Genomic DNA, 20,819 nt, shown 5'->3' on the forward strand with positions numbered 1-20,819 from the left:
AGGCTCGGTGCCTGCGCTCAAGGTCTGATAGTTGTACAGAATTCTGTATTTGTACAGGTTTGCGGGCGGGAAAATATTGGCATAAAAAAACCGGCCTCCAGGGACCGGTTTCTTTATGCATCCCCCGCCAAAACCATGTTGGCGTGGGATCTATGTCTGAGTGGAGCGGGTAGAGGGAATCGAACCCTCGTCGGAAGCTTGGGAAGCTACTGTTCTACCATTAAACTATACCCGCTCAGAGCGGCTGACTTTGTACCAGATGTTCACGTGGATTTGAAGTTTTTCTTTGAAAATGTGCAGGTTGCGGCGAAGGCGTGTGCTCCTTCGCCACAACGAGCGTGGCGTTGAGTCGTCATTTCAAACCGCAAATGCATGCTGTGCCTGACCTTGGTGATAACGCAATCGGCTGATCTGCCGCGCCGGTTTCAAAAAGCCCACCACTGCCTCCCGGCTGTCCTTGCATGCCGCTTTATGCTCCATGTCCAGAAAATGCCCCGTCGCCTGGATGGTGCTGAAGCTGCTGTTGGCCACGTAGTTGCCGAACTGCCTGGCATCCTGGGCGCTGGTGTATTCGTCCCACTCGCCGTTGAGGAACAGCACGGGAATGTCGATCGCCTTGGCGGCCTTGAGGTAGCAGAGTCGGTCGCTGGTGAGCACTTGGCTGATGTGGAAGTGCATCTGCCCATATTCGTGCTCGGCCAGGCTGCTGACATGCTTGTAGTTGAAGCGCTTGAACAGCGACGGCAGGTGTTTGCCGATGGTGTTGTTGACGAGGTGGCCGACACGGTCGCGGTCGAGGTTGCCGAGGTAGTCGACACCGCGCTCCAGGTAGTCACGCATGGGCGCGTTGATCACCGGGGAGAACGAGCTGATCACGGCCTTTTCCACGCGACGGGGGCGGTGGGAGAGGGCGACCAGGGTAGCGGCGCCGCCCCAGGAAAACGACAGCACGTGCTCGGCGGCAAAGTGGTCGATGAGTTCCAGCAAGATCTGGCCCTCGACTTCCTTCGTCAGCATTTGCTCATGGCGGTTATGGATTTTGGAGCGGCCGGCGTAGGGCTGGTCGTACAAAACCACGTTGAACTGCGGGTGCAGGCTTTTCACGGTCTGGGCGAAGGATGCCGTGGTGGCCATTGAGCCGTTGACCAGAATGATGGTCTTTTCAGCCTCGTCCGCGCGATAGAACTCCGTGTAAACCCGATACTGACCCTGTATATCCAGCACAGCGATTTCTGGCCTCATGTCGTAAGACTCCTGGCAAGCGGGTAGGGCGCGCAGATAACTCTGCACGAGCTTTGTGACAGGTAGGCATACGCCTGAAAATGGAGGCCCATGTCGGTCCGATGACGGCTGGCCGACGGGTGTTGTTATGGCGGGCTGTTTGCCTGGAAGGCCCGTGGGATAAAGCGCGGGCGGGGGCAAGGTGTTTCTTGGAGGTTATAGGCGACTCGCCAGTCATATTTAAACTGGTGAGCTTGATTCAAGCACAGACTCGGGATGTCGCAAGGCGTAAAAATGGGTTTTTGCCATCACCGGCTGAACGGTCATCAGACCTGGCGGATTTCCTCAAGCGTCAACGGCCTATATTCGCCCGGCGCCAGCGCAGCATCCAATTCGAGCGGCCCCATGCGCTCGCGATGCAAGCCGATCACTTTGTTGTTGAAGTGCCCGAACATGCGCTTCACCTGGTGATAACGGCCTTCGATAATGCTCAGTCTCGCGGTCGTCGGTCCCAGCAGTTCCAATGCGGCGGGCTGGGTGGTGAGGTCTTCAAACGCAAAGTACAGGCCCGCCGCAAACGTATTCGCGTACTCGGCGCCGATGGCCTGTTCTGTTTCAACGAGATAGACCTTGGGCAATTTGGTCGTCGGTTGCGTCAGGCGGCGCGACCACTGGCCGTCATTGGTGATCAGCATCAGCCCGGTGGTGTTGAAATCCAGACGGCCGGCGATATGCAAGTCGGCGGTGTCCGGTTCATGCATCAGGTCCAGCACCGTGGGGTGTTGCGGGTCCGACGTCGCGCTCACACACCCCTGAGGCTTGTGCAGCATGAAATACCGCGCAGGTTTGCCCGCCTGCAGCACGTTCTCATCAACGCACACGCGGCTGAATTCCCGTACTTCATGGTGAGGGTCGCTGACGGCCAGCCCATCGACGGTCACCCGTCGTTCTACCAATAGCAAACGCACTTGCTTGCGGTTGAACTGCGACAGGTTGCTGAGGAAACGATCAACTCGCATCGCGGCTGCGCAGCTGTTCATCGACTTGGGCGCAGCGCGGGCACAGGCAGGCTGTATTGCGCAGTTCATCCGGCAACGCTTCGAGCACCGCGGTATCGATGGTGACGCTGAAGCACCAGCAGGCCTGGTCGGCGGTACGTGGGTCGGCCAGGGTGCAGTCGTTGCGGGCGCCGCAGGCGGGGCAGAGGGTTGGCGTGGTCATGGGCTGCATCGGGCAAGGTTCGCTTGGCCTTGCACGATACAGCGCCAACCCACGGCAGGCTACTTACAGCTGGAACTTGCTGACCAGCAGATTGAACGACGTAGCCAGGCGCGACAGGTCCTGGCTGGAGGCATTGGTCTGGTGGGCGCCGGCGGCGGTCTGGGTCGACAGGTCCTGAATGTTGAGCAGGTTGCGGTCCACTTCTCGGGCCACTTGCGCCTGTTCCTCGGAAGCGGAGGCGATCACCAGATTGCGCTCATTGATCTTCGCCACGCTGCTGGTGATGCGCTCCAACGCCTCGCCGGCGTTCTGTGCCAGGGTCTGGGTGTTGTTGGCCCAGGTCAGGCTCTTGTTCATCGCGGCCACGGCGTCATCGGCACCGACCTGCACTTCGCCGATCATTTTTTCGATGTCGACGGTGGAGATTTGGGTGCGATGGGCCAAGGCCCGCACTTCATCGGCAACCACCGCGAAACCTCGACCTTGCTCACCCGCACGGGCTGCCTCGATGGCCGCATTGAGGGCCAGCAGGTTGGTCTGGTCGGCGATGCCGCGAATCACATCGATCACCTTGCCGATTTCCCGGACCTGGCCCGCGAGGTCGGCGACCGATTGCGTCGAATCATTGATCTCTACCACCATCGAACCCATGCCGGACACGGCCTGGGCCACTTGCTCACGACCTTCTTCGGCTTCGGTGGTGGCCTGGCGCGAGGCTTCCGACGTGGACACCGCGTTGCTCGCCACTTCGTCCACCGCAGCGGTCATCTGGTTGACGGCGGTGGCGGCCTGTTGGATTTCGTCATTCTGGCGGGTGAGGCCCCGGCTGCTTTCTTCGGTGACTGCGCTGAGTTCCTCTGCTGCTGAAGCAAGCTGGTCAGAGGCGTTGGCGATTTCCACCAGGGTGCTTTTCAAGCCGCCCTGCATGTCGGCCAGCGCCATCAGCAGTTGCCCGGCTTCGTCGGTGCGCTCGGTGACGATGGCTTGGGTCAGGTCGCCTCTGGCAATGCGTTGTGCGCTCTCCACGGCCTGGGCGATGGGGCGAGTGATCAGGCGGGTGATCAATACACCAATGGTGATGGCGATGATGAAGGCCAGCACGATGCCGCTGATCATCCAGGTCAGCGCGCTGTTGCGCAGGTCATCAGCGGCGATGGAGCCTTCTTTGATCTGGCGGTTGTTGGAGTCGATTAGCACGCGGATCAAGTCGCGTGCCTGGCGGAAAATCTCATTGTTGGTGGTGTTGAGCTGTGCACGGGCCTGGTCGAGCTGGTTGTTTTCAAGCATCGACATGATGCGTTCGGAGTTGCTGATGTAGGTGGGCCAGAGCTGGTCGAGCTTATCGCCGGCTGCCCGTTCGTCGTCTTCCAGCGGCGTGGTGCGGTAGGTTTTGTAGGCGGCCTGGCTGTTCGCGAGTTCTTTGGTGATGTCCTGGCGCACGCGATCGCGGTCTTGCTGGGACACGTCGCCCTGGCTGGCATCCATCAACCGGTACAGGCCACGGTTATGAGCGACCAGGCCGTTGAGGGTGGCCGAGGTGGTGCTGACGGAGACCAGATTGTTCGAAAACGTCAATTCCAGTGCAGTGGCGAGGCGAACGACCCCTTTGATACCCAGTACACCCACGCCCAGGGTTACCACTGCGCACAGTAGAAAGGAAAGCAACAGTTTGGTTGAAATCTTCATAGCTGGAATCCGAGGTTATAGGGGTATAAAGCTCGCGCTAGAGCCTCCGTGCTATTGTGCGATGTCATAGTGACACTATTCAATTGTTTAAAGTTTCAATACACCCACAAATGTTCCACCCACTCTCAAAGCCCGACCAATTGGCAAACTTGCGGCGCCAACACAGTTTGGTCTGATGCAGATGTATCAAGCTGTTACCAAAACGCACCAGATTCGGTTTTTGATGTCAGATATTTCGTCATTCGGTGAAAGCCGAATGCCGCCCTCCCGCGTCGCTGGAGGTGCTCTTTCGCGGTCCAGGAGGCCGCCATGTATCGACGACTGCTGCTCAGCGCTTTACTCGGTCTGACCCTTTCCGCTTGTGTGCCCTACTACGATGGAGGCCAGAGCTACTATCGATCCGAGGTCTACACCTCACCGGCGCCGGCGTATTACTACGGGGGTGGCCCGGCGTATCAATACCGCCGTGACTACTACCCATCGCCGCGCTACTACGCACCCGCACCGCGTTACTACTCGGCGCCGCGTTATTATCAGCCGGCACCTCGCTATTACCCTTCGGGGCCAAGGGCGGGCTACCGGCCTTATCCGAACCAGGGGTGGGGTGATCACGGGGGTAATGGCAGGCACGGACGCGATGGTGACCATGGCCGCGGTCGCGGCGGTCACCGCTGACCGGTGTTGAATGCAAACGGCGCAGGAAGCGCCGTTTTTTTTGGTGAAACAATCAGTAATCGGACAGGTCCGCCAGCGGATGGCGGCCTTCCCACGCCTTGTGAAAGTGCGCCTGCACCACGGCGTCCGGAACTGTATTGATATCTGGCCAATGCCAATGAGGTTTGTGGTCCTTGTCGATCAAGCGCGCGCGCACGCCTTCGCTGAACTCCGGGTGACGGCAGCAATTGAGGCTCAGGGTGTATTCCATCTGGAATACCTGGGCCAGGGATAAATGCCGGGCGCGCTGGATCTGCTCCCACACCAGGTGTGCGGTCAGCGGGCAGCCTTCGCTCAAGGTCGTGCCGGCACGGCTGAACAGCGGATCGGCGTGGTCACGCAGCGGGCTCAAGGCGCGCCAGGCACAGCGCACGTCGCCAACGTCCAGCCATTCGTCGATCTGCGCCCGGCGCGGCAGCCATTGGGCCTCGGGCTGTTGGGCGACTGCTTCCTGGGCCAGGGCCTTGAGCAGGCTGTTGAGCTGCATCGCGGTCTGTTCCTGCCAGTTGAGTTGCAGCAGGCCATCGAGCAGTTCGTCCTGTTGATCATCGCGCAGGAAACGGTCGGCCAGACCCAGGTCCAGGGCGTCACGGCCGTTGATGTGCGCGCCGGTAAGGCCCAGGAATAAACCGAGCTTGCCCGGCAGGCGCGACAGAAACCAACTGGCGCCCACATCCGGGTACAGGCCGATGCTGATTTCGGGCATGGCCAGGCGGCTGCTCGGCGTGACGATGCGGATGGCGGCGCTTTGCAGCAGGCCCATGCCGCCGCCCAGCACATAGCCGTGGCCCCAGCAGATCAGCGGCTTGGGGTAAGTGTGCAGTCGGTAATCAAGGCGGTATTCCGCGGCAAAGAACTGCGCCGCCAGGGCGGGCACTTCGCCGGGCTGTTCACGGCATTCCATGGCCAGGCTGCGCACCTCGCCGCCGGCGCAAAAGGCCTTGGGTCCGTTACCGCGCAGCAGCACGCAAACGATATTCGGGTCCTTGGCCCAGACATCCATGCGATCGTGCAAGGCCAGGATCATCGGCAGGGACAGGGCGTTCAGGGATTTTTCAGCATCAAGGCTGGCGATGCCGATGCGGGCACCGTCGCTGCCAGTCAGCTCTTCGAAGTGCAGGTTCATTGTGACCTCATTCGGGAGGGTGAAGGATCAGTATGATCGCTTCGTGGGAAGGTGCCGATGGTGTGTCAGATCAATTGACAAGCAAGGCCGGCTTTCCTAGGGTTCGCCTCATTCTTTTTTACAAGACAATTCAACTATGACCGAAGGCGACCGTATCAAACTCGAACCCAGCTGGAAACACGCCCTGCGTGAGGAGTTCGATAAGCCCTACATGGCCCAGTTGCGCGAGTTCCTGCGCCTGGAGCATGCCGCTGGCAAAGAGATCTACCCGCCTGGCCCTTTGATTTTCAATGCCCTGAATTCCACGCCTTTGGACAAGGTCAAGGTGGTCATCCTTGGCCAGGACCCGTACCACGGCCCCGGCCAGGCCCACGGTTTGTGCTTCTCGGTGCAACCGGGCGTGCCCACACCGCCGTCGCTGGTCAACATCTATAAAGAACTCAAGCGCGACCTGAACATCGACATCCCCAACCACGGCTACCTGCAAAGCTGGGCCGACCAGGGCGTGTTGATGCTCAACACCACCATGACCGTCGAGCGCGCCAATGCCAACGCCCATGCGGGCAAGGGCTGGCAGTTCTTTACCGATCGGATTATCGAAGTGGTCAGCGAGCACCAGCCACATTTGGTATTTCTGCTGTGGGGCGCCCATGCGCAAGGCAAGCAGAAACTGGTCGATGCCACCAAGCATCTGGTCCTGACGTCAGTGCATCCGTCGCCGCTGTCGGCGTATCGCGGGTTTCTGGGCTGCGGGCATTTCAGCCGCGCCAACAAGTTTCTTGAGCAGAATGGCGAGACGCCGATTGAGTGGCGGTTGCCGCCGCTCTAATACGGTAGCCCTTGCTTACAGCCTGACCTCTGCGATTGTTGAGTTACCGATATTGGCGACGTACGCCATCCGGCCGCTGGGGGCTACAACGATGCCGCGCGGCTTGTAGAAGCCTTGGATTGTGCCCGTCACGGTTTGGGTACGGGTATCGATGATGCTGACTTGGTTGCCATCGGTTTCGGTGAGGTAGGCTCGCTCTAGCATTGTGTGAAAAGCTATTTGAAAAGGGCCGAGTAAATCGTTGAGGATCGAGCTTGTCTGCGTGGTGGTGGTATCCCCGATATAGAGCCTGCGAGCCGCTCGGTAGGTGATGTAGACGCGAGCGGCGAAGCGAGCATGAGCAATGCAGGTGGGTTCTCCAGCACCCGTTCTGGTTTGGAACACGCGCTGGTTGGTGCCTAGGTTGATACTGGTCCAATCCTCGCCTAGTGATGCAACGTGTGAGCGGGCATTGCCTGGGGCTACACAAATGTCCTTGGGATAACGCACGGCGGTGGTGCTGATTCGTTGGTGGTTGGTGGTGTCGATTGCGACGATCTGGCTAGCGCCATCGTCGGCGACGTAAAGGCTTGCACCGGTTGAGTTCAAAGCCATGCCATTGATGGTGGTGAACCCCCTGATTTGCTCGATAACGGTGTCGTTCGAAGTGTCGATCACCGTAATGGGGGTACCGGCCGCCCGGCTGTTGTCGCTGGCATAGAGGCGTTGGGCAGTTGGGTGCATGGCGAGCCAGATGGGCGAACCCACCCCGATAATCATCTTGAGGACGCTCATATTTGCAGTATCGATGACCGTAATGCCTTTTGGAGTTGTTGAACTGGCGACATACAGCTTGCTTCCATCGTTGTTAAGTACAAGGCGATTAGGAGATCCCTGCACGGAAATCGTTTTGATGATCGCAGCGGGTTCATCATTCTCGTTGTCCGCGACGGTAGGGGGGAGGGGCGTCATGTTTTAATCCTCAAGGGTTCAGTAGCACGATTGAGGATCACAGCGATGAGCTTGCCTAGCTGTGAGAATTGACAGTTCAGACAAACGGTTGTGGCCCTTCAAGAGCCACTTCCACAAGATCAGGGCTGGCGGTTCCAGTACCTGAACAACGGCTCCGCCAGAAACAACACAAACAACAACCGCATCACCTGCATCGCCGTAACCAGCGGCACCGACAGTTGCAGGGTTTCGGCCGTGAGGCTCATCTCGGCAATGCCGCCGGGCATCATGCCCAGGGTCAACGAGCGCAGGTCCAGATGGGTGAGGGCGCTCAAGCCCACCGCCGCCAGCGTCGCCAGCGCCATGGTCAGCGCGGTGCCGATCAGGGTGCGCGCCATGAACGACGGAGCGCGCCGGAAGAACTGACGGTTGAAGTGGCAGCCTAAACCGCTGCCGATCAGCCATTGGCCGATCTGGCTGCCGCCGTCAGGCAAACCGATATGCAGATCCCACACCACGCTGGCGGTGGCACTCACCAGCAACGGCCCGAACAACCACGGGTTTGGCTGACGCAAACGCTGCCATCCCCAGGCTACCAGCGCACCGACTGGAAACAGCAACGCCAGCCAGGCCCAACTTACCGGCGCCGGATGAAACTGCGGCGCACCGCCCTCCAGCAAGTACTTGAAGATCGCCGGCACACACAACACCACGACCAGCACCCGCAGGCTCTGACCCGCCGCGACACGGCTGAGCACCGCGCCATTGCGGGCGCCGAGGTTGACCATCTCGCCGGAACCACCCGGCATGCTGGAGAAAAACGCAGTGGCGCGGTCTTCACCGCTGCGGCGCATCAGCCACACGCCGACCACGCTCGACAGGCTGGTGACCAGCGCGCCGAAGAAGATCAGGCCGAAGTGGCTCATCACCTGCTCAATCACCACCGGGGTGAAGTGCAGGCCGATACCGATGCCCACCACCCATTGGCCGCATTTGCGCCCGCCGGGAATCTCGGCCAACTGCCAAGGCGTGAGACAACGCACCAGGATGATCGCCAGCAACGAGCCGACCATGTACGGCAACGGCCAGCCGACGAGGCTGGCCAGGTAACCGCCGGCCAGGCCGACCAGCGGTGTTCCCCACCAATGTCTGAAGGTGACCTCAGACATCGGCCACGGCACGACGCTGTTGCGCACGTTTGCGCCAGATACGCAGCAACGGTACGAGCAGCATGATGGCGGTCAGTACCCAGACACCAAAGGTGATCGGGCTCGACCAGAGGATTTCCAGCGCACCGTTGGAGATCGACAGGGCACGGCGCAGGTTCTGCTCCATCAGGCCACCGAGGATAAAGCCCAGCAGCAGCGGCGACAGTGGGAAGTCCAGCTTGCGCAGAATGTAGCCGAAGATGCCGATGGCGATCATCAGGAACAGATCGAAGGTGGTGGCATGCACTGCGTAGACGCCAATCGCGGTGATGATGGCGATCACCGGCACCAGCGCCCAGTTCGGCACGGCAAGAATGCGTGTGAAGATGCGGATCATCGGGATGTTGAGGATCACCAGCATGATGTTGGCGATAAACAACGACGCGATCAGGCCCCAGACGATGTCCGGTTGCTGTTGGAACAGCAGGGGGCCTGGCGTGATGTTGTACAGCGACAGTGCGCCGATCATCACCGCTGTCGTGCCCGATCCGGGTACGCCGAGGGTCAGCATCGGCACCATGGCGCCGCAGACCGACGCGCCGATCGCGGTTTCCGGCGCGGCCAGGCCGCGCATGTCGCCTTGGCCGAACTTGCCGCTGGCCCCTGCGATACGTTTCTCGGTCATGTAGGCAACGGCTGAAGCCATGGTCGCGCCGGCGCCTGGCAAGACGCCAATGATGAAGCCCGACACGCCGCACCGCAGGTTCACGGTCAACACCGACAAGGCTTCCTTGGCGTTGAACATCATGCGTCCGGTGGCTTTCACCGCTTCCTGGCCGCGATGGGTTTTCTCCAGCAGCAGCAGAATCTCACTGATCGAGAACAGGCCCAGTACCAGCACCACGAACTGGATGCCGTCGGTCAGATGGATGTTGTCACCGGTAAAGCGGTACACGCCACTGTTGGCATCGATGCCGACACACGCGAGGAACAGGCCGATCAGCGCCGAGACAAACGTCTTCAGCGGTTTGTCACCGGCCATGCCGCCCAGGCAGACAATCGCAAACACCATAAGGACGAAATATTCAGCCGGGCCGAAAGCAATCGCCCACTTGGCCAGCAGCGGGGCGAACAGCACCATGCCGCAGGTGGCGATAAACGCACCGATGAACGAACTCCATGCCGACAACGACAGCGCCACGCCCGCCAGGCCTTTACGGGCCATCGGGTAGCCGTCGAGGGTGGTCATCACGGTGGAGGCTTCGCCCGGGATGTTCAACAGGATCGAGCTGATACGGCCGCCGTATTCGCAGCCCAGGTACACGGCCGCCAGCAGGATCAGCGCCGATTCCGGCGGCAGGCCCAGGGCAAACGCGATAGGGATCAACAACGCCACGCCGTTGATCGGGCCCAGGCCCGGCAACAGGCCGACCACCGTGCCGATCAAGGTGCCGCACAACGCGGTCACCAGGTTGTAGGGGCTCAGCGCGATGCCGAAGCCCTGGCCCAAATAGCCAAAAGTATCCATATCAGTTCTCCAGAACGTCGAGCAGACCGAGGGGCAGCGGTACGTCCATGGTTTTATCGAACAGCAGATAAAGACCGACGCTCATCAATGTGATGATCACCGCACCGGGCAGCCAGCGGCCGCCATACAGCCGAGCCATCGGAATGCCGATCAGCATGCTGCTGAGGATGAAACCCAGGGATTCGAAAGTGCCGGCAAACACCAGCAACAAGGCCACGCAGATCCCGATCTTGATCAGCGTGGGTCGGTCCAGCGCGGGTTCATCGTCGGTGTGTTTGGTCGGTTGCGGACGAATCAGCATGTAAAAAAGTGCCAGGCCCATCAGCCCGAGCAGCAGCAATGGGAAGGCCCTTGGGCCTACGGGCTCGTAGGAAAAAGCCGCCTGATAGGGCCAGGCCATCAGCGCCAGGCCGACACAGGCCAGTAACAGCACGGCCGCGAAAATGCGTTGTAAGAGCATGGGAAACTCCTGAGCCACGTCTGTGCTCTGCACAGACGTGGCTGCGCGAACAGGGGGGCGATTACTGGATCAGGCCGAACTCTTTGGCCAACACTTTGTAGTCAGCCACCTGTTTCTTCACGTAGGTGTCCAGCTCCGGGCCGGTCATGGCGAACGGGAACAGCTCGCGCTGGTCGCGCAGCTTGGCGAACTCTTCGGAGGCCAGCAGTTTGTCGAACGCGTCTTTCCACCAGGCGTAGTCGGCATCGCTGACTTTTGGCCCGAGGTAGAAGCCGCGCACCACTGGCCAGACGATGTCGTAGCCTTGCTCCTTGGCGGTCGGAATGTCCTTCATTTCCGGCTCGTCCAGGCGCTTCTCGGAGAACACCGCCAGCAGGCGCATGTCGCCACTCAGGATGTGCGGCATGGAGTCGGAGATGTCGGTACTGCCCACCTGGATGTGACCACCGAGCAGGGCCGTGGCGATTTCGCCGCCGCCTTCGAGGGCCACATACCGCAGCTCGCGGGGGTTGATCCCGGCAGCCTTGGCGATCAGGGCGGTTTGCATCCAGTCCTGGCTGCCGACGGTGCCGCCGGAACCGATCACCACGCTGCCCGGATCTTTCTTCAAGGCTTTTACGAGATCGTCGAGGGTCTTGTAGGGCGAATCACTTTTCACGGCGATAGCCCCGTAGCTGGTGCCGACGGCTGCCAACCAACGCACGGCGCTTTCATCAAAACGACCGAACTTGCCTTGTGCCAGGTTCAACAGCGACCCGCTGGACCAGGCCACCAGAGTGCCCGCATCGGCAGGGCGCTGGGCGACCACCGCGTTGTAAGCCACCGCACCCACGCCGCCAGGCATATAGGTCACGCGCATCGGCTTGCTCAGCAACTTCTGGTTGACCAGCGCGCTTTGCGCCAGTTTGCAGGTCAGGTCAAAACCACCGCCGGGGGAGGCCGGGGCGATGCATTCCGGGCGCTTGGGTTCATCGGCGGCCAACAGTTGGCCGGCAAACAGCATGCAGCCGGCGGCGAGGGCAAACTTACGCAGTGAAGGGGTCATGGTTATCTCCGTCTTTTTTTGTTGTGAGGTTCTACTGCCTGAGCACCCTTACCAAAGGGCAACGCTGTAGCTGACCAGTACGCGCATTTCATCCGCGTCACGGGCCGAATAGTTGGAGCGGTAGGTGGCGTTGCGCAGGCGCACGGCAACGTCTTTGAACGTACCGGTTTGCACCACGTACTTGATCTCGGTGTTGCGCTCCCACTCTTTGCCGGTTTCGCCGTTCTTGAGCTTGATGTTGTCACCCGACAGGTAACGGCTCATGAAACTCAGGCCGGGAATGCCCAGCTTGGCGAAGTCGTAGTCATAGCGCGCCTGCCAGGAACGCTCGTCGGCGCCGGCAAAGTCGTTGATCTGAACGAAGTTGACCAGGTACGGGTCACTGCCATCCACATACGGGAAGGCGCTGTCGCCGGACATGTGCTGGTAGCCGGCGCTGAGCTTATGGCCATTGAGGGCATAGCTGAACAGGCCGTTGAGAGAGGTGTTGTCGATCTTGCCGCCACGGGCGGCACCTGTGTCATCACTGATGGCCAGGCGCAGGTCGGTGGCGAAGGTGCCGGGGCCCATCGGGCGTGCGGCCACCAGGCCGAGGAAGTGCTGGCGGTACACGTCGTCGAGTTGGGCGAAGTGGTAGCTGCCGGTGATCTTGTCGGCGAACTTGTAGTCCACGCCACCGAAGTTGAAGTGCTTGCCGGTGGCGCCGCTGAGGAAGCGGCTGTTCTTGTTGTTGAGGGCGATTTCCTCGTAGTTGCTGTCGTCGCGGTCCTTGGCTTTGTCCAGGCGGCCGCCGGTGAACGTCAGGTTCTTGAATTCCCTGGAGGTCAGCAGGCCACCGTTGAACGTCTGCGGCAGGATGCGGCCGTCGTTGGGCTTGAGGATCGGCAGTTCAGGCATCAGCGAGCCGATCTTCAACTCGGTGGCGGAGATCTTCACCTTGCCGGTCAAACCCAGCTTGGAATACTCATCGGCGGCGCGACCATCGTCATGGGTCGGCAGCAGGCCGGTGCCGGTGCGGTCGGGGCTGGAGTCGAGCTTGACCCCGAGCATGCCCAGCGCATCCACGCCAAAACCGACGGTGCCGTCGGTGTAGCCTGATTGCAGGTTGAGCATGAAGCCCTGGGCCCATTCGTCGCGCTTGGATTGCTGCGCACTGGTGCCATCGCGAAAGTCGCGGTTGAAGTACATGTTGCGGGTTTCCAGGGTCGCGCTGCTGTCTTCGAAGAAGGCAGCCTGGCTAAGCGGCGAAAAGCCGGCAAGGGCCGCGGCACTGGCAAGGGCGGTGTGAGTCAGGCGGGAAAAACGAACAGGCGGGCAAGCCTGGGGCTGGGTCGACAGCATCGTGGTGCACTCCGTTATTGTTCTTATTCTGGCGAAAACGCATCGAGGCGTTTTTCGGGCGCTACGGTTGAGGTAGCTGGGCAGGCAGGGCCTACCGTGTCTGGATGCTAAAGGGCGAAGCTTTCACTAACCTTTCAACTGCCTTTCAATGTTTTCGGGCTTCACAGAGCAGGCGGCGCCTGTAAACTGCCCGCCAAGGTGTGGCATCGACCACCCATGAACGAGGTAGAAATCCATGCGTGTCCTCCTGGTTGAAGACCATCTGCAACTTGCCGAAAGTGTCGCCCAGGCGCTCAAGAGCACGGGTTTGACCGTCGATGTACTGCACGATGGCGTGGCCGCAGACCTGGCCTTGAGCAGCGAGGAATACGCGGCGGTGATCCTTGATGTGGGGCTGCCGCGCATGGACGGTTTCGAGGTGCTGGCCCGTCTGCGCGCCCGTGGAAAAAATCTGCCGGTGCTGATGCTGACCGCCCGCAGCGATGTGAAAGACCGCGTGCATGGCCTCAATCTGGGCGCCGATGACTACCTCGCCAAACCTTTCGAATTGACGGAGCTGGAAGCACGGGTCAAGGCACTGCTGCGCCGCAGTGTGCTGGGCGGCGAGCGCCAGCAGGCCTGTGGCGTGCTGGTGTACGACCTCGATACGCGGCGCTTCACCGTGGGCGGCGAGCTGATGACCCTGACCTCCCGCGAGCAAGCCGTGCTCGAAGCGTTGATCGCCCGGCCCGGCCGGGTGATGAGCAAGGAGCAACTCGCGTCCCAGGTGTTCGGCCTGGACGAAGAGGCCAGCCCGGATGCTATCGAAATCTACGTGCATCGCCTGCGCAAGAAACTCGATGGCCAGCCCATCGCCATCGTGACCTTCCGAGGCCTCGGCTACTTGCTGGAAGCCCGCGATGCATAAGCCCAGCAGCCTGCGCTGGCGCCTGTTGTGGAACCTGGCGCTGTTGCTGGTGCTGCTGATGCTGGCCAGCGGCATGAGCGCTTATTGGAACGGTCGCGAAGCCGCCGACACCGCGTACGACCGCACGCTCCTGGCCTCGGCGCGGACTATCGCCGCTGGGCTGACCCAAGTCGACGGTACCCTCAGCGCCAACGTGCCCTATGTGGCCTTGGACACCTTCGCCTACGACAGCGCCGGGCGTATCTATTACCAGGTCAATGACATCGACCAGAAGCTGATCTCCGGTTACGAGAACCTGCCCGGCCCGCCGCCTGGCACGCCGCGCACCGATGACTATCCGGCGCTTGCGCGGTTTTACAACGCCATGTATCTGGGCCAGGAGGTGCGCGTGGTCAGCCTGCTCAAGGCTGTCTCGGAGCCGAACATGAACGGCATGGCGGAAATCCGCGTGGCCGAAACCGACGAAGCTCGCGTGAGCATGGCCCGCAGCCTGATGGCCGACACCTTGCTGCGCCTGGGCATGCTGGCCATTGGCGCGTTGCTGTTGGTGTGGTTTGCCGTGAGTGCGGCGCTGCGCCCGTTGGAGCGCCTGCGCACGGCAGTCGAAGAGCGCCAGCCCGACGACTTACGGCCATTGCCGCTGGTGGAAGTGCAGCACGAGTTCGGCCCGCTGGTGCGTTCCCTCAATCACTTTACTGAACGCCTGCGCGGGCAGTTCGAACGCCAGGCGCAGTTTATCGCCGACGCCTCCCACGAACTGCGTACGCCTTTGGCGGCACTCAAGGCACGCCTGGAGCTCGGCCTGCGCGCCGAAGACCCGGCGACCTGGCGCAGCACCCTGGAAACCGCAGCCCAAGGCACCGACCGTCTGACCCATTTGGCCAATCAATTACTGTCCCTGGCGCGTATCGAAAACGGCGCCCGAGCAATTGCCGAAGGTGGCGCGCAGTTGCTGGATTTGAGCCAGTTGGCCCGCGAGCTGGGCATGGCCATGGCGCCATTGGCCCATGCACGTGGTGTGGCGTTGGCGCTGGAGGCCGACGAGCCGGTGTGGTTGCGCGGCGAGCCGACGCTGCTGAACGAATTGCTGAGCAACCTGGTGGACAACGCCCTGGCCCACACGCCGCCGGGCGGCAACGTGATTCTGCGGGTGACGGCGCCGGCGGTATTGGAGGTGGAAGATGACGGCCCAGGTATTCCGCTGGATGAGCGCGACCGGGTGTTCGAGCGCTTCTACCGCCGTAGCCAGCAAGGCATGGGCTCCGGCCTGGGGCTGGCGATTGTCGGCGAAATCTGCCGCGCCCATCTGGCGCAGATCAGCCTGCACGATGGTGCGCAGGCGGGGTTGAAGGTGCGGGTGAGTTTTATCGCCGGTTGATCAATCGAACATCGAGCGGGCTTCATCCAGCTCTGCGCGCAGTTTTTCGCTGTAGGGGTCGACGCGCAGTTTCTTCATTGCCGGCACGTTGGAGACTTCTACCCTTGCCAAAGGGTGGTCGGTGCCGTGATGGCAGTACAGCACGGCGATCTGCACCAGGTCGATGTAGTCGAGGCTGGCGGAGTCGCGCTCCAGGTTCAGGTACTGGCCCGGCAGTTTCGCCAGCATTTCCGGGAAGTCCCAGCCGCTGAGCAATTTGTCACCCAGTGCCGGGTGGATGCTGTCGATCACATGGTTGAGGCTGACCGGATCCGACAGCAGTTCGTAATGGTCTTCGGCGTAGGTCAGGATCGGCAGCACGCCGATCTGATGCACCAAGCCGCCCAGCGCAGCCTGGTCCGGCTTGAGCTGGCTGTGGCTGCGGCACAGGGCATAGCTGACGCCCGCCACTTCCAGGCTGCGGCGCCACACATCGCGCATTTTCTGTTCTACCGTTTCGGAGCGGGCATGGAAGATCTGTTCCATCACCAGGCCGATGGCCAGGTTGCTGCTGTAGTTGGTGCCCAGCCGGGTGATGGCGGTGTGCAGGTCGGTGACTTCCTGGGTGGCGCGCAACAGCGGGCTGTTGACCACTTTGATCAGGCGCGCCGACAGCGCGGTGTCGCGACCGATGACTTTGCTCAAGTGGCTGATGCTGATTTCCGGGTCTTCAGCGGCCTGACGGATGTTCAGGGCCACTTCCGGCAATGTCGGCAGAACCAGGTCATCGTTGTTGATGGCCTTAACCAACGCCTGTTGGATTTTTTCCGCCAGTTTGTTCATTCATGCTCTCTAGGGTGCTGCAAAAAGGTACGGCGACTAACGCTGGATTTCTCGATCGCGGTCGAGGGTGTAAGGCAGCTCAAGCAGCTGCAAAACGGGGCCTTCCAGCGTGCCTAAGTGCACATCGCCACTATCGGCTGCTTCGGCTTGCAATACGGCCAGAAGTTCAATCACTTGGTCAGCTTTTGCGGCAATCACCACTTCGCCGATCGAGCTGTTGTGGCTGGGTGAAAACAGCGGGGTGCCTGGCTCGGGCATGTCAGCCGCGTTGAGGCTCAGGCGATACAAGCGACGCTTGAGTTTGCCCAGGTACTGCATGCGCGCGACGATTTCCTGGCCGGTGTAGCAACCTTTCTTGAAGCTCACGCCGCCCACCGCTTGCAGGTTGAGCATCTGCGGGATGAAGACTTCGCGGGTTTGCGGCATGACCTGGCCGATGCCGGCGCGGATCTGGCCGAGCAGCCATTCGTTCAAGTCGGCTTCCTTCAAGTGCGCGGCGAGTTGGCTGCGCACGGTGTCAGCTTGATCGGCAGGCACCCAGAGTTCGGCACGGGCTGGCGAGACGCGGATGGCGACCAGCGCTTCGGCACGCGCCACGCTGTCGGTCTCGGCCGGTAGCTCAAGGCCCAGGCTGCCAAGCGCCTGGTCAGCGTCCGATAGCCCGAAACGCACCCAGGCGGCGCTTTCGTCGGTGAGCTTGGACTTGGAGAACACTGCGTATTTCTTCAGGTCGGCCAGCTGGGGTTCCAGCAGCTCAGTGGTCATCGCCAGCAATACGCCGTCACCTTGCAGCAGGATGCGGAAGCTCGACTGCATGCGGCCTTTTTGTGTACAGCGCGCGCCGAGGCTGGCCTGGGTGTCGCTCAGGTAGTTGAGGTTGCAGGTGAGCTGGCCCTGCAGGAACTTGGCAGCGTCGGAACCGCGGACGGCCAGAACGCCTTCGTGGGACAGCGAGCAGAAAAAAGCGGAGTCAGCCATGGGTCATCGCAGGTCAAAAAGTCATGGGTGCATCATAGAGGGGCGCCCGGCAAATGGATAGTTTCCATATGGGGCGACCAAAGCCGACTGTTCCGGTGCCGTCGGGCCTGTATACTTGCGCTCTATTTGAGGAGCGCTCCATGGTCGAAGATGTAGAAATCAATCGCCTCTACTGGCACAGCCGTCGTGGCATGCTGGAACTGGATGTGTTGTTGGTGCCTTTCACCAAAGAGGTTTATGCGACGCTCAATCAGGTAGATCGCGCCCTTTATGTCCGTCTGCTGGAATGCGAAGACCAGGACATGTTCGGCTGGTTCATGGAGCGCGCCGAATCGGAAGATCCTGAGCTGCAGCGTATGGTTCGGATTATTCTGGACCGTGTTCAGCCCAAGTAATCGCTTTGAATGCCGCTGGCAGGCCTCACGGCTGTTGCTGGCGGCGTATGTGCTTGCCCAGCTGTTTGCGCTGGGCGCCTGTTTGGTCCTCGATGTTCCCTTTGCTTTCCTTGGCGTGCTGGTGTGCCTGGCCCATGCGGCCTGGGTGCTGCCACGTCATATCCTCTTGACCCACCGCTCGTCGGTTGTTGGCCTGCGTCGTGATGAGGAGGGTTGGCAGTTGTTCAGTCATGAGCTGGGATGGCACAGCGTGCAGTTGCGCCCTGACAGCCTGGCGTTGCCGCTGATTGTCGTGTTGCGCTATCGGGTGCAGGGCGAGTGGTGGCTGCGTTCGGTCTGTGTGCCGCGGGATTCGCAGGTCGCCGATGTGCATCGGCGCCTGCGGGTACGCCTGAAGTTCAGCCGCCGTAGGTGGTTGGCACCAGAATAGTGTCGCGGGCCTCAGGCAGCATCTGCGGATAGTCGAGGGTGTAATGCAGGCCCCGGCTTTCCTTGCGCTCCATGGCTGAGCGAATCATCAGTTCAGCGACCTGCGCCAGGTTGCGCAATTCGATCAGGTCACGACTGACTTTATAGTTGCTGTAGAACTCATCAATCTCATCGAGCAGCAAACGCACGCGGTGTTGAGCCCGTTGCAGGCGCTTGTTGGTGCGCACGATCCCCACGTAGTCCCACATGAAACGCCGCAGTTCGTCCCAGTTGTGGGCGATGATCACGTCTTCGTCCGAATCGGTGACCTGGCTGGCATCCCAGCGGGGCAGGGCCGCCGGCACGGGGATGCGCGGCAGTTGGTCGAGAATGTCCGCAGCGGCTGAGCGGGCATAAACAAAGCATTCGAGCAACGAGTTGCTGGCCATGCGGTTGGCGCCGTGCAGGCCGGTGAAGCTGGTTTCGCCGATCGCATACAGGCCGGGTACGTCGGTGCGGCCATGCTGGTCGACCATCACGCCGCCGCAGGTGTAGTGCGCGGCCGGCACCACGGGGATCGGGCCTTTGGTGATATCGATGTTGAACGCCAGGCAGCGCTCATAGACGGTGGGGAAGTGGGTCTTGATGAAGTCTTCCGGTTTGTGGCTGATGTCCAGGTATACGCAGTCGACGCCCAGGCGTTTCATCTCGTGGTCGATGGCGCGGGCCACGATATCCCGTGGGGCCAGTTCGGCACGTGGGTCGAAGCGCTGCATGAAGCGTTCGCCATTTGGCAGTTTCAGGTGTGCGCCTTCTCCGCGCAGGGCTTCAGTGATCAGGAAACTCTTGGCCTGTGGGTGATACAGGCACGTCGGATGGAATTGATTGAATTCCAGGTTGGCGACCCGGCAGCCCGACCGCCAGGCCATGGCGATGCCGTCACCGCAAGCGCCGTCGGGGTTGCTGGTGTAGAGGTAGACTTTGGCCGCACCGCCCGAGGCGAGAATCGTGAAGCGTGCGCCATAGGTGTCGACTTCGCCGCTGGCGCGGTTGAGCACGTAGGCGCCGAGGCAGCGCTCGCCGTCCAGGCCCAGGCGTTTTTCGGTGATCAGGTCCACGGCGACGCGTTGCTCCAGCAATTCGATGTTGGGGCGCTGGCGAGCCTGGTCGAGCAGGGTCTTGAAGATCGCGGCACCGGTGGCGTCGGCGGCGTGGATGATGCGGCGGTGGCTGTGGCCGCCTTCGCGCGTGAGGTGGAATTCGAAGCCGCCGTCGTCACTGCTCGCGTGTTCGTCTCGGGTAAACGGCACGCCCTGGTCGATCAGCCATTGGATCGCCTCGCGGCTGTGCTCGACGGTAAAACGCACCGCGTCTTCGTTGCACAGGCCGCCGCCGGCGTTAAGGGTGTCTTCGACGTGGGATTGCACCGTATCGGTGTCATCCAGCACAGCGGCTACGCCGCCCTGGGCCCAGAATGTGGAGCCGTTGGCCAGGTCGCCTTTGCTCAGGACCGCAATGCGCAGATGGCTGGGAAGGGTCAGCGCAAGGCTCAATCCGGCCGCGCCGCTGCCGATCACCAGGACATCGTGTTGAAACTGTTGGCTCATTTGAAGGATTCCGCAAAAAGCGATCCAGAGGACAGGCGCAAACAGGACGCCTGGATCGGCGAATCAAAGGGTCACACGGGCCACTAGTATATAGAGGGGGGGAGCGGCACAATAGCCAGGCATTCGTGGCAATGTGAGATTACGGTGCACGGCTTGGGTAAAATCAGCTGGTTATTGAGGCGGGAACTTTTTGCATAAGCCCTGACTCAATAGCAGGTTGCCCGAAAGCTGGGAAACGTTGAGTTTATTGGCCCGTCGGGAGCATTGGACGCGTCAGAAAACCGGCGACAAGATTATTCGCGCAGCCGGCGTTACCCGCGCTGCGTTTTTCGTGCGTGCCAAATCAGTGCATGCCGGAAACTTGCTTGAGGGGGGAGAACTTTTGCGAAAAGTCCGAGTCTATGTTTGCAAGCCTGATCGTTTAGTTATGCAAGCCTCCTTCAAGTACAACGAGGAGTGTTCATGCTAACCCAGGAAGAGGATCAGCAGCTGGTCGAGCGCGTTCAACGCGGCGACAAGCGAGCATTTGATCTGCTAGTGCTGAAATACCAGCACAAAATTCTCGGGTTGATCGTGCGGTTTGTGCACGACACCCATGAAGCGCAGGACGTTGCACAAGAGGCCTTTATCAAGGCCTACCGTGCACTGGGCAATTTCCGCGGTGACAGTGCGTTTTACACGTGGCTGTACCGCATCGCCATCAACACGGCGAAGAACTATCTGGTGTCTCGCGGACGCCGCCCACCGGATAGTGATGTTAGTTCGGAAGATGCAGAATTTTACGATGGTGATCACGGCCTCAAAGATCTCGAGTCGCCGGAGCGTGCATTGCTGCGCGACGAGATTGAAGGCACCGTCCATCGCACTATTCAGCAATTGCCAGAAGATTTGCGTACAGCGTTAACTTTACGTGAATTCGATGGTCTGAGTTACGAAGACATTGCGAGCGTCATGCAGTGTCCGGTGGGGACTGTAAGGTCACGGATTTTCCGGGCCCGGGAAGCCATCGATAAAGCCTTGCAACCGTTGTTGCAAGAGAACTAAAGACAGCGGCGACAGCCAAGAGAGGAACCGC

21 protein-coding genes and 1 tRNA gene are annotated in these 20,819 nt (G+C 60.8%); 7 read left to right on the forward strand and 15 right to left on the reverse strand.

Annotated features, from left to right (window positions below; all coding sequences use genetic code 11):
* Positions 1–161: 161 nt before the first annotated feature.
* From DNK50_RS10990 to DNK50_RS11010, 5 genes are all read right to left on the reverse strand, one after another.
* A tRNA-Gly gene (locus DNK50_RS10990) sits at positions 162–235 on the reverse strand.
* A 122-nt stretch (positions 236–357) separates the two neighbouring features.
* A complete protein-coding gene (locus DNK50_RS10995; protein WP_112194004.1) occupies positions 358–1,242 on the reverse strand; it encodes an alpha/beta fold hydrolase in 885 nt (294 codons plus the stop codon).
* Between the two features lie 305 nt (positions 1,243–1,547).
* Positions 1,548–2,240: a 16S rRNA pseudouridine(516) synthase gene (locus DNK50_RS11000; protein ID WP_112194006.1), complete on the reverse strand. Its 693-nt coding sequence runs from the start codon at positions 2,238–2,240 to the stop codon at positions 1,548–1,550.
* Complete coding sequence (locus tag DNK50_RS11005) at positions 2,230–2,442, reverse strand: cysteine-rich CWC family protein (protein WP_112196919.1); 213 nt, start codon at positions 2,440–2,442, stop codon at positions 2,230–2,232. Before DNK50_RS11005 ends, DNK50_RS11000 begins: the two co-directional genes overlap by 11 nt.
* Positions 2,443–2,505: 63 nt before the next feature.
* A complete protein-coding gene (locus DNK50_RS11010; protein WP_112194008.1) occupies positions 2,506–4,128 on the reverse strand; it encodes a methyl-accepting chemotaxis protein in 1,623 nt (540 codons plus the stop codon).
* A 309-nt stretch (positions 4,129–4,437) separates the two neighbouring features.
* On the opposite strand from DNK50_RS11010, the gene DNK50_RS11015 reads away from it, so the two are divergent.
* A complete protein-coding gene (locus tag DNK50_RS11015; RefSeq protein WP_112194010.1) occupies positions 4,438–4,803 on the forward strand; it encodes a hypothetical protein in 366 nt (121 codons plus the stop codon).
* A gap of 52 nt (positions 4,804–4,855) precedes the next feature.
* On the opposite strand, the gene DNK50_RS11020 is transcribed toward DNK50_RS11015, so the two are convergent.
* Positions 4,856–5,968: an enoyl-CoA hydratase/isomerase family protein gene (locus DNK50_RS11020; protein ID WP_112194012.1), complete on the reverse strand. Its 1,113-nt coding sequence runs from the start codon at positions 5,966–5,968 to the stop codon at positions 4,856–4,858.
* A gap of 136 nt (positions 5,969–6,104) precedes the next feature.
* Here DNK50_RS11020 and ung point away from each other — a divergent pair, with 136 nt between their 5' ends.
* Entirely contained in the window at positions 6,105–6,797 is a 693-nt protein-coding gene (ung, locus tag DNK50_RS11025) for a uracil-DNA glycosylase (RefSeq protein WP_099587512.1), read from the forward strand.
* 15 nt (positions 6,798–6,812) lie between these two features.
* On the opposite strand, the gene DNK50_RS11030 is transcribed toward ung, so the two are convergent.
* The 6 genes from DNK50_RS11030 to DNK50_RS11055 all read right to left on the reverse strand — a co-directional run bounded on the left by DNK50_RS11030 (position 6,813) and on the right by DNK50_RS11055 (position 13,249).
* A complete protein-coding gene (locus tag DNK50_RS11030; protein WP_112194014.1) occupies positions 6,813–7,748 on the reverse strand; it encodes a DUF5074 domain-containing protein in 936 nt (311 codons plus the stop codon).
* A 119-nt stretch (positions 7,749–7,867) separates the two neighbouring features.
* Positions 7,868–8,896 carry an AbrB family transcriptional regulator gene (locus tag DNK50_RS11035; RefSeq protein ID WP_112196920.1) on the reverse strand — a complete coding sequence of 343 codons (1,029 nt, stop codon included), beginning with the start codon at positions 8,894–8,896 and terminating at the stop codon, positions 7,868–7,870.
* Entirely contained in the window at positions 8,889–10,403 is a 1,515-nt protein-coding gene (locus DNK50_RS11040; RefSeq protein WP_099587510.1) for a tripartite tricarboxylate transporter permease, read from the reverse strand. The genes DNK50_RS11035 and DNK50_RS11040 overlap by 8 nt, the downstream gene beginning before the upstream one ends.
* 1 nt (position 10,404) lies before the next feature.
* Positions 10,405–10,863 carry a tripartite tricarboxylate transporter TctB family protein gene (locus tag DNK50_RS11045; RefSeq protein ID WP_099587509.1) on the reverse strand — a complete coding sequence of 153 codons (459 nt, stop codon included), beginning with the start codon at positions 10,861–10,863 and terminating at the stop codon, positions 10,405–10,407.
* 61 nt (positions 10,864–10,924) lie between these two features.
* Positions 10,925–11,908 carry a tripartite tricarboxylate transporter substrate binding protein gene (locus DNK50_RS11050; protein WP_099587508.1) on the reverse strand — a complete coding sequence of 328 codons (984 nt, stop codon included), beginning with the start codon at positions 11,906–11,908 and terminating at the stop codon, positions 10,925–10,927.
* Between the two features lie 48 nt (positions 11,909–11,956).
* Positions 11,957–13,249, reverse strand: a complete 1,293-nt coding sequence (locus DNK50_RS11055) for an OprD family porin (RefSeq protein ID WP_112194016.1) — start codon at positions 13,247–13,249, stop codon at positions 11,957–11,959.
* 235 nt (positions 13,250–13,484) lie between these two features.
* Here DNK50_RS11055 and DNK50_RS11060 point away from each other — a divergent pair, with 235 nt between their 5' ends.
* Both DNK50_RS11060 and DNK50_RS11065 read left to right on the forward strand, forming a co-directional pair.
* Positions 13,485–14,156 (forward strand): response regulator, encoded by a 672-nt coding sequence (locus DNK50_RS11060; RefSeq protein ID WP_099587506.1) that lies wholly within the window; start codon positions 13,485–13,487, stop codon positions 14,154–14,156.
* Entirely contained in the window at positions 14,149–15,534 is a 1,386-nt protein-coding gene (locus DNK50_RS11065) for a sensor histidine kinase (RefSeq protein ID WP_099587505.1), read from the forward strand. The genes DNK50_RS11060 and DNK50_RS11065 overlap by 8 nt, the downstream gene beginning before the upstream one ends.
* Here DNK50_RS11065 and DNK50_RS11070 read toward each other — a convergent pair whose 3' ends face one another.
* Together DNK50_RS11070 and DNK50_RS11075 are read right to left on the reverse strand one after the other, a co-directional pair.
* Entirely contained in the window at positions 15,535–16,356 is an 822-nt protein-coding gene (locus DNK50_RS11070; RefSeq protein ID WP_099587504.1) for an HDOD domain-containing protein, read from the reverse strand.
* 36 nt (positions 16,357–16,392) lie between these two features.
* Positions 16,393–17,334: a folate-binding protein YgfZ gene (locus DNK50_RS11075; protein ID WP_112194018.1), complete on the reverse strand. Its 942-nt coding sequence runs from the start codon at positions 17,332–17,334 to the stop codon at positions 16,393–16,395.
* A 140-nt stretch (positions 17,335–17,474) separates the two neighbouring features.
* Between DNK50_RS11075 and DNK50_RS11080 the strand changes: the two genes are divergently transcribed.
* Entirely contained in the window at positions 17,475–17,729 is a 255-nt protein-coding gene (locus tag DNK50_RS11080; protein ID WP_099587502.1) for a succinate dehydrogenase assembly factor 2, read from the forward strand.
* Positions 17,713–18,159 (forward strand): protein YgfX, encoded by a 447-nt coding sequence (locus DNK50_RS11085; RefSeq protein WP_112194020.1) that lies wholly within the window; start codon positions 17,713–17,715, stop codon positions 18,157–18,159. The genes DNK50_RS11080 and DNK50_RS11085 overlap by 17 nt, the downstream gene beginning before the upstream one ends.
* On the opposite strand, the gene nadB is transcribed toward DNK50_RS11085, so the two are convergent.
* Positions 18,128–19,744 carry an L-aspartate oxidase gene (gene nadB / locus DNK50_RS11090; protein WP_099587500.1) on the reverse strand — a complete coding sequence of 539 codons (1,617 nt, stop codon included), beginning with the start codon at positions 19,742–19,744 and terminating at the stop codon, positions 18,128–18,130. The genes DNK50_RS11085 and nadB overlap by 32 nt on opposite strands.
* A gap of 462 nt (positions 19,745–20,206) precedes the next feature.
* Here nadB and rpoE point away from each other — a divergent pair, with 462 nt between their 5' ends.
* Positions 20,207–20,788 (forward strand): RNA polymerase sigma factor RpoE, encoded by a 582-nt coding sequence (gene rpoE / locus DNK50_RS11095; RefSeq protein WP_003172477.1) that lies wholly within the window; start codon positions 20,207–20,209, stop codon positions 20,786–20,788.
* Positions 20,789–20,819: the final 31 nt, after the last annotated feature.

Origin of the sequence: Pseudomonas sp. LG1E9, assembly GCF_003290225.1 — a bacterium.
Lineage (GTDB): Bacteria > Pseudomonadota > Gammaproteobacteria > Pseudomonadales > Pseudomonadaceae > Aquipseudomonas > Aquipseudomonas cyclaminis.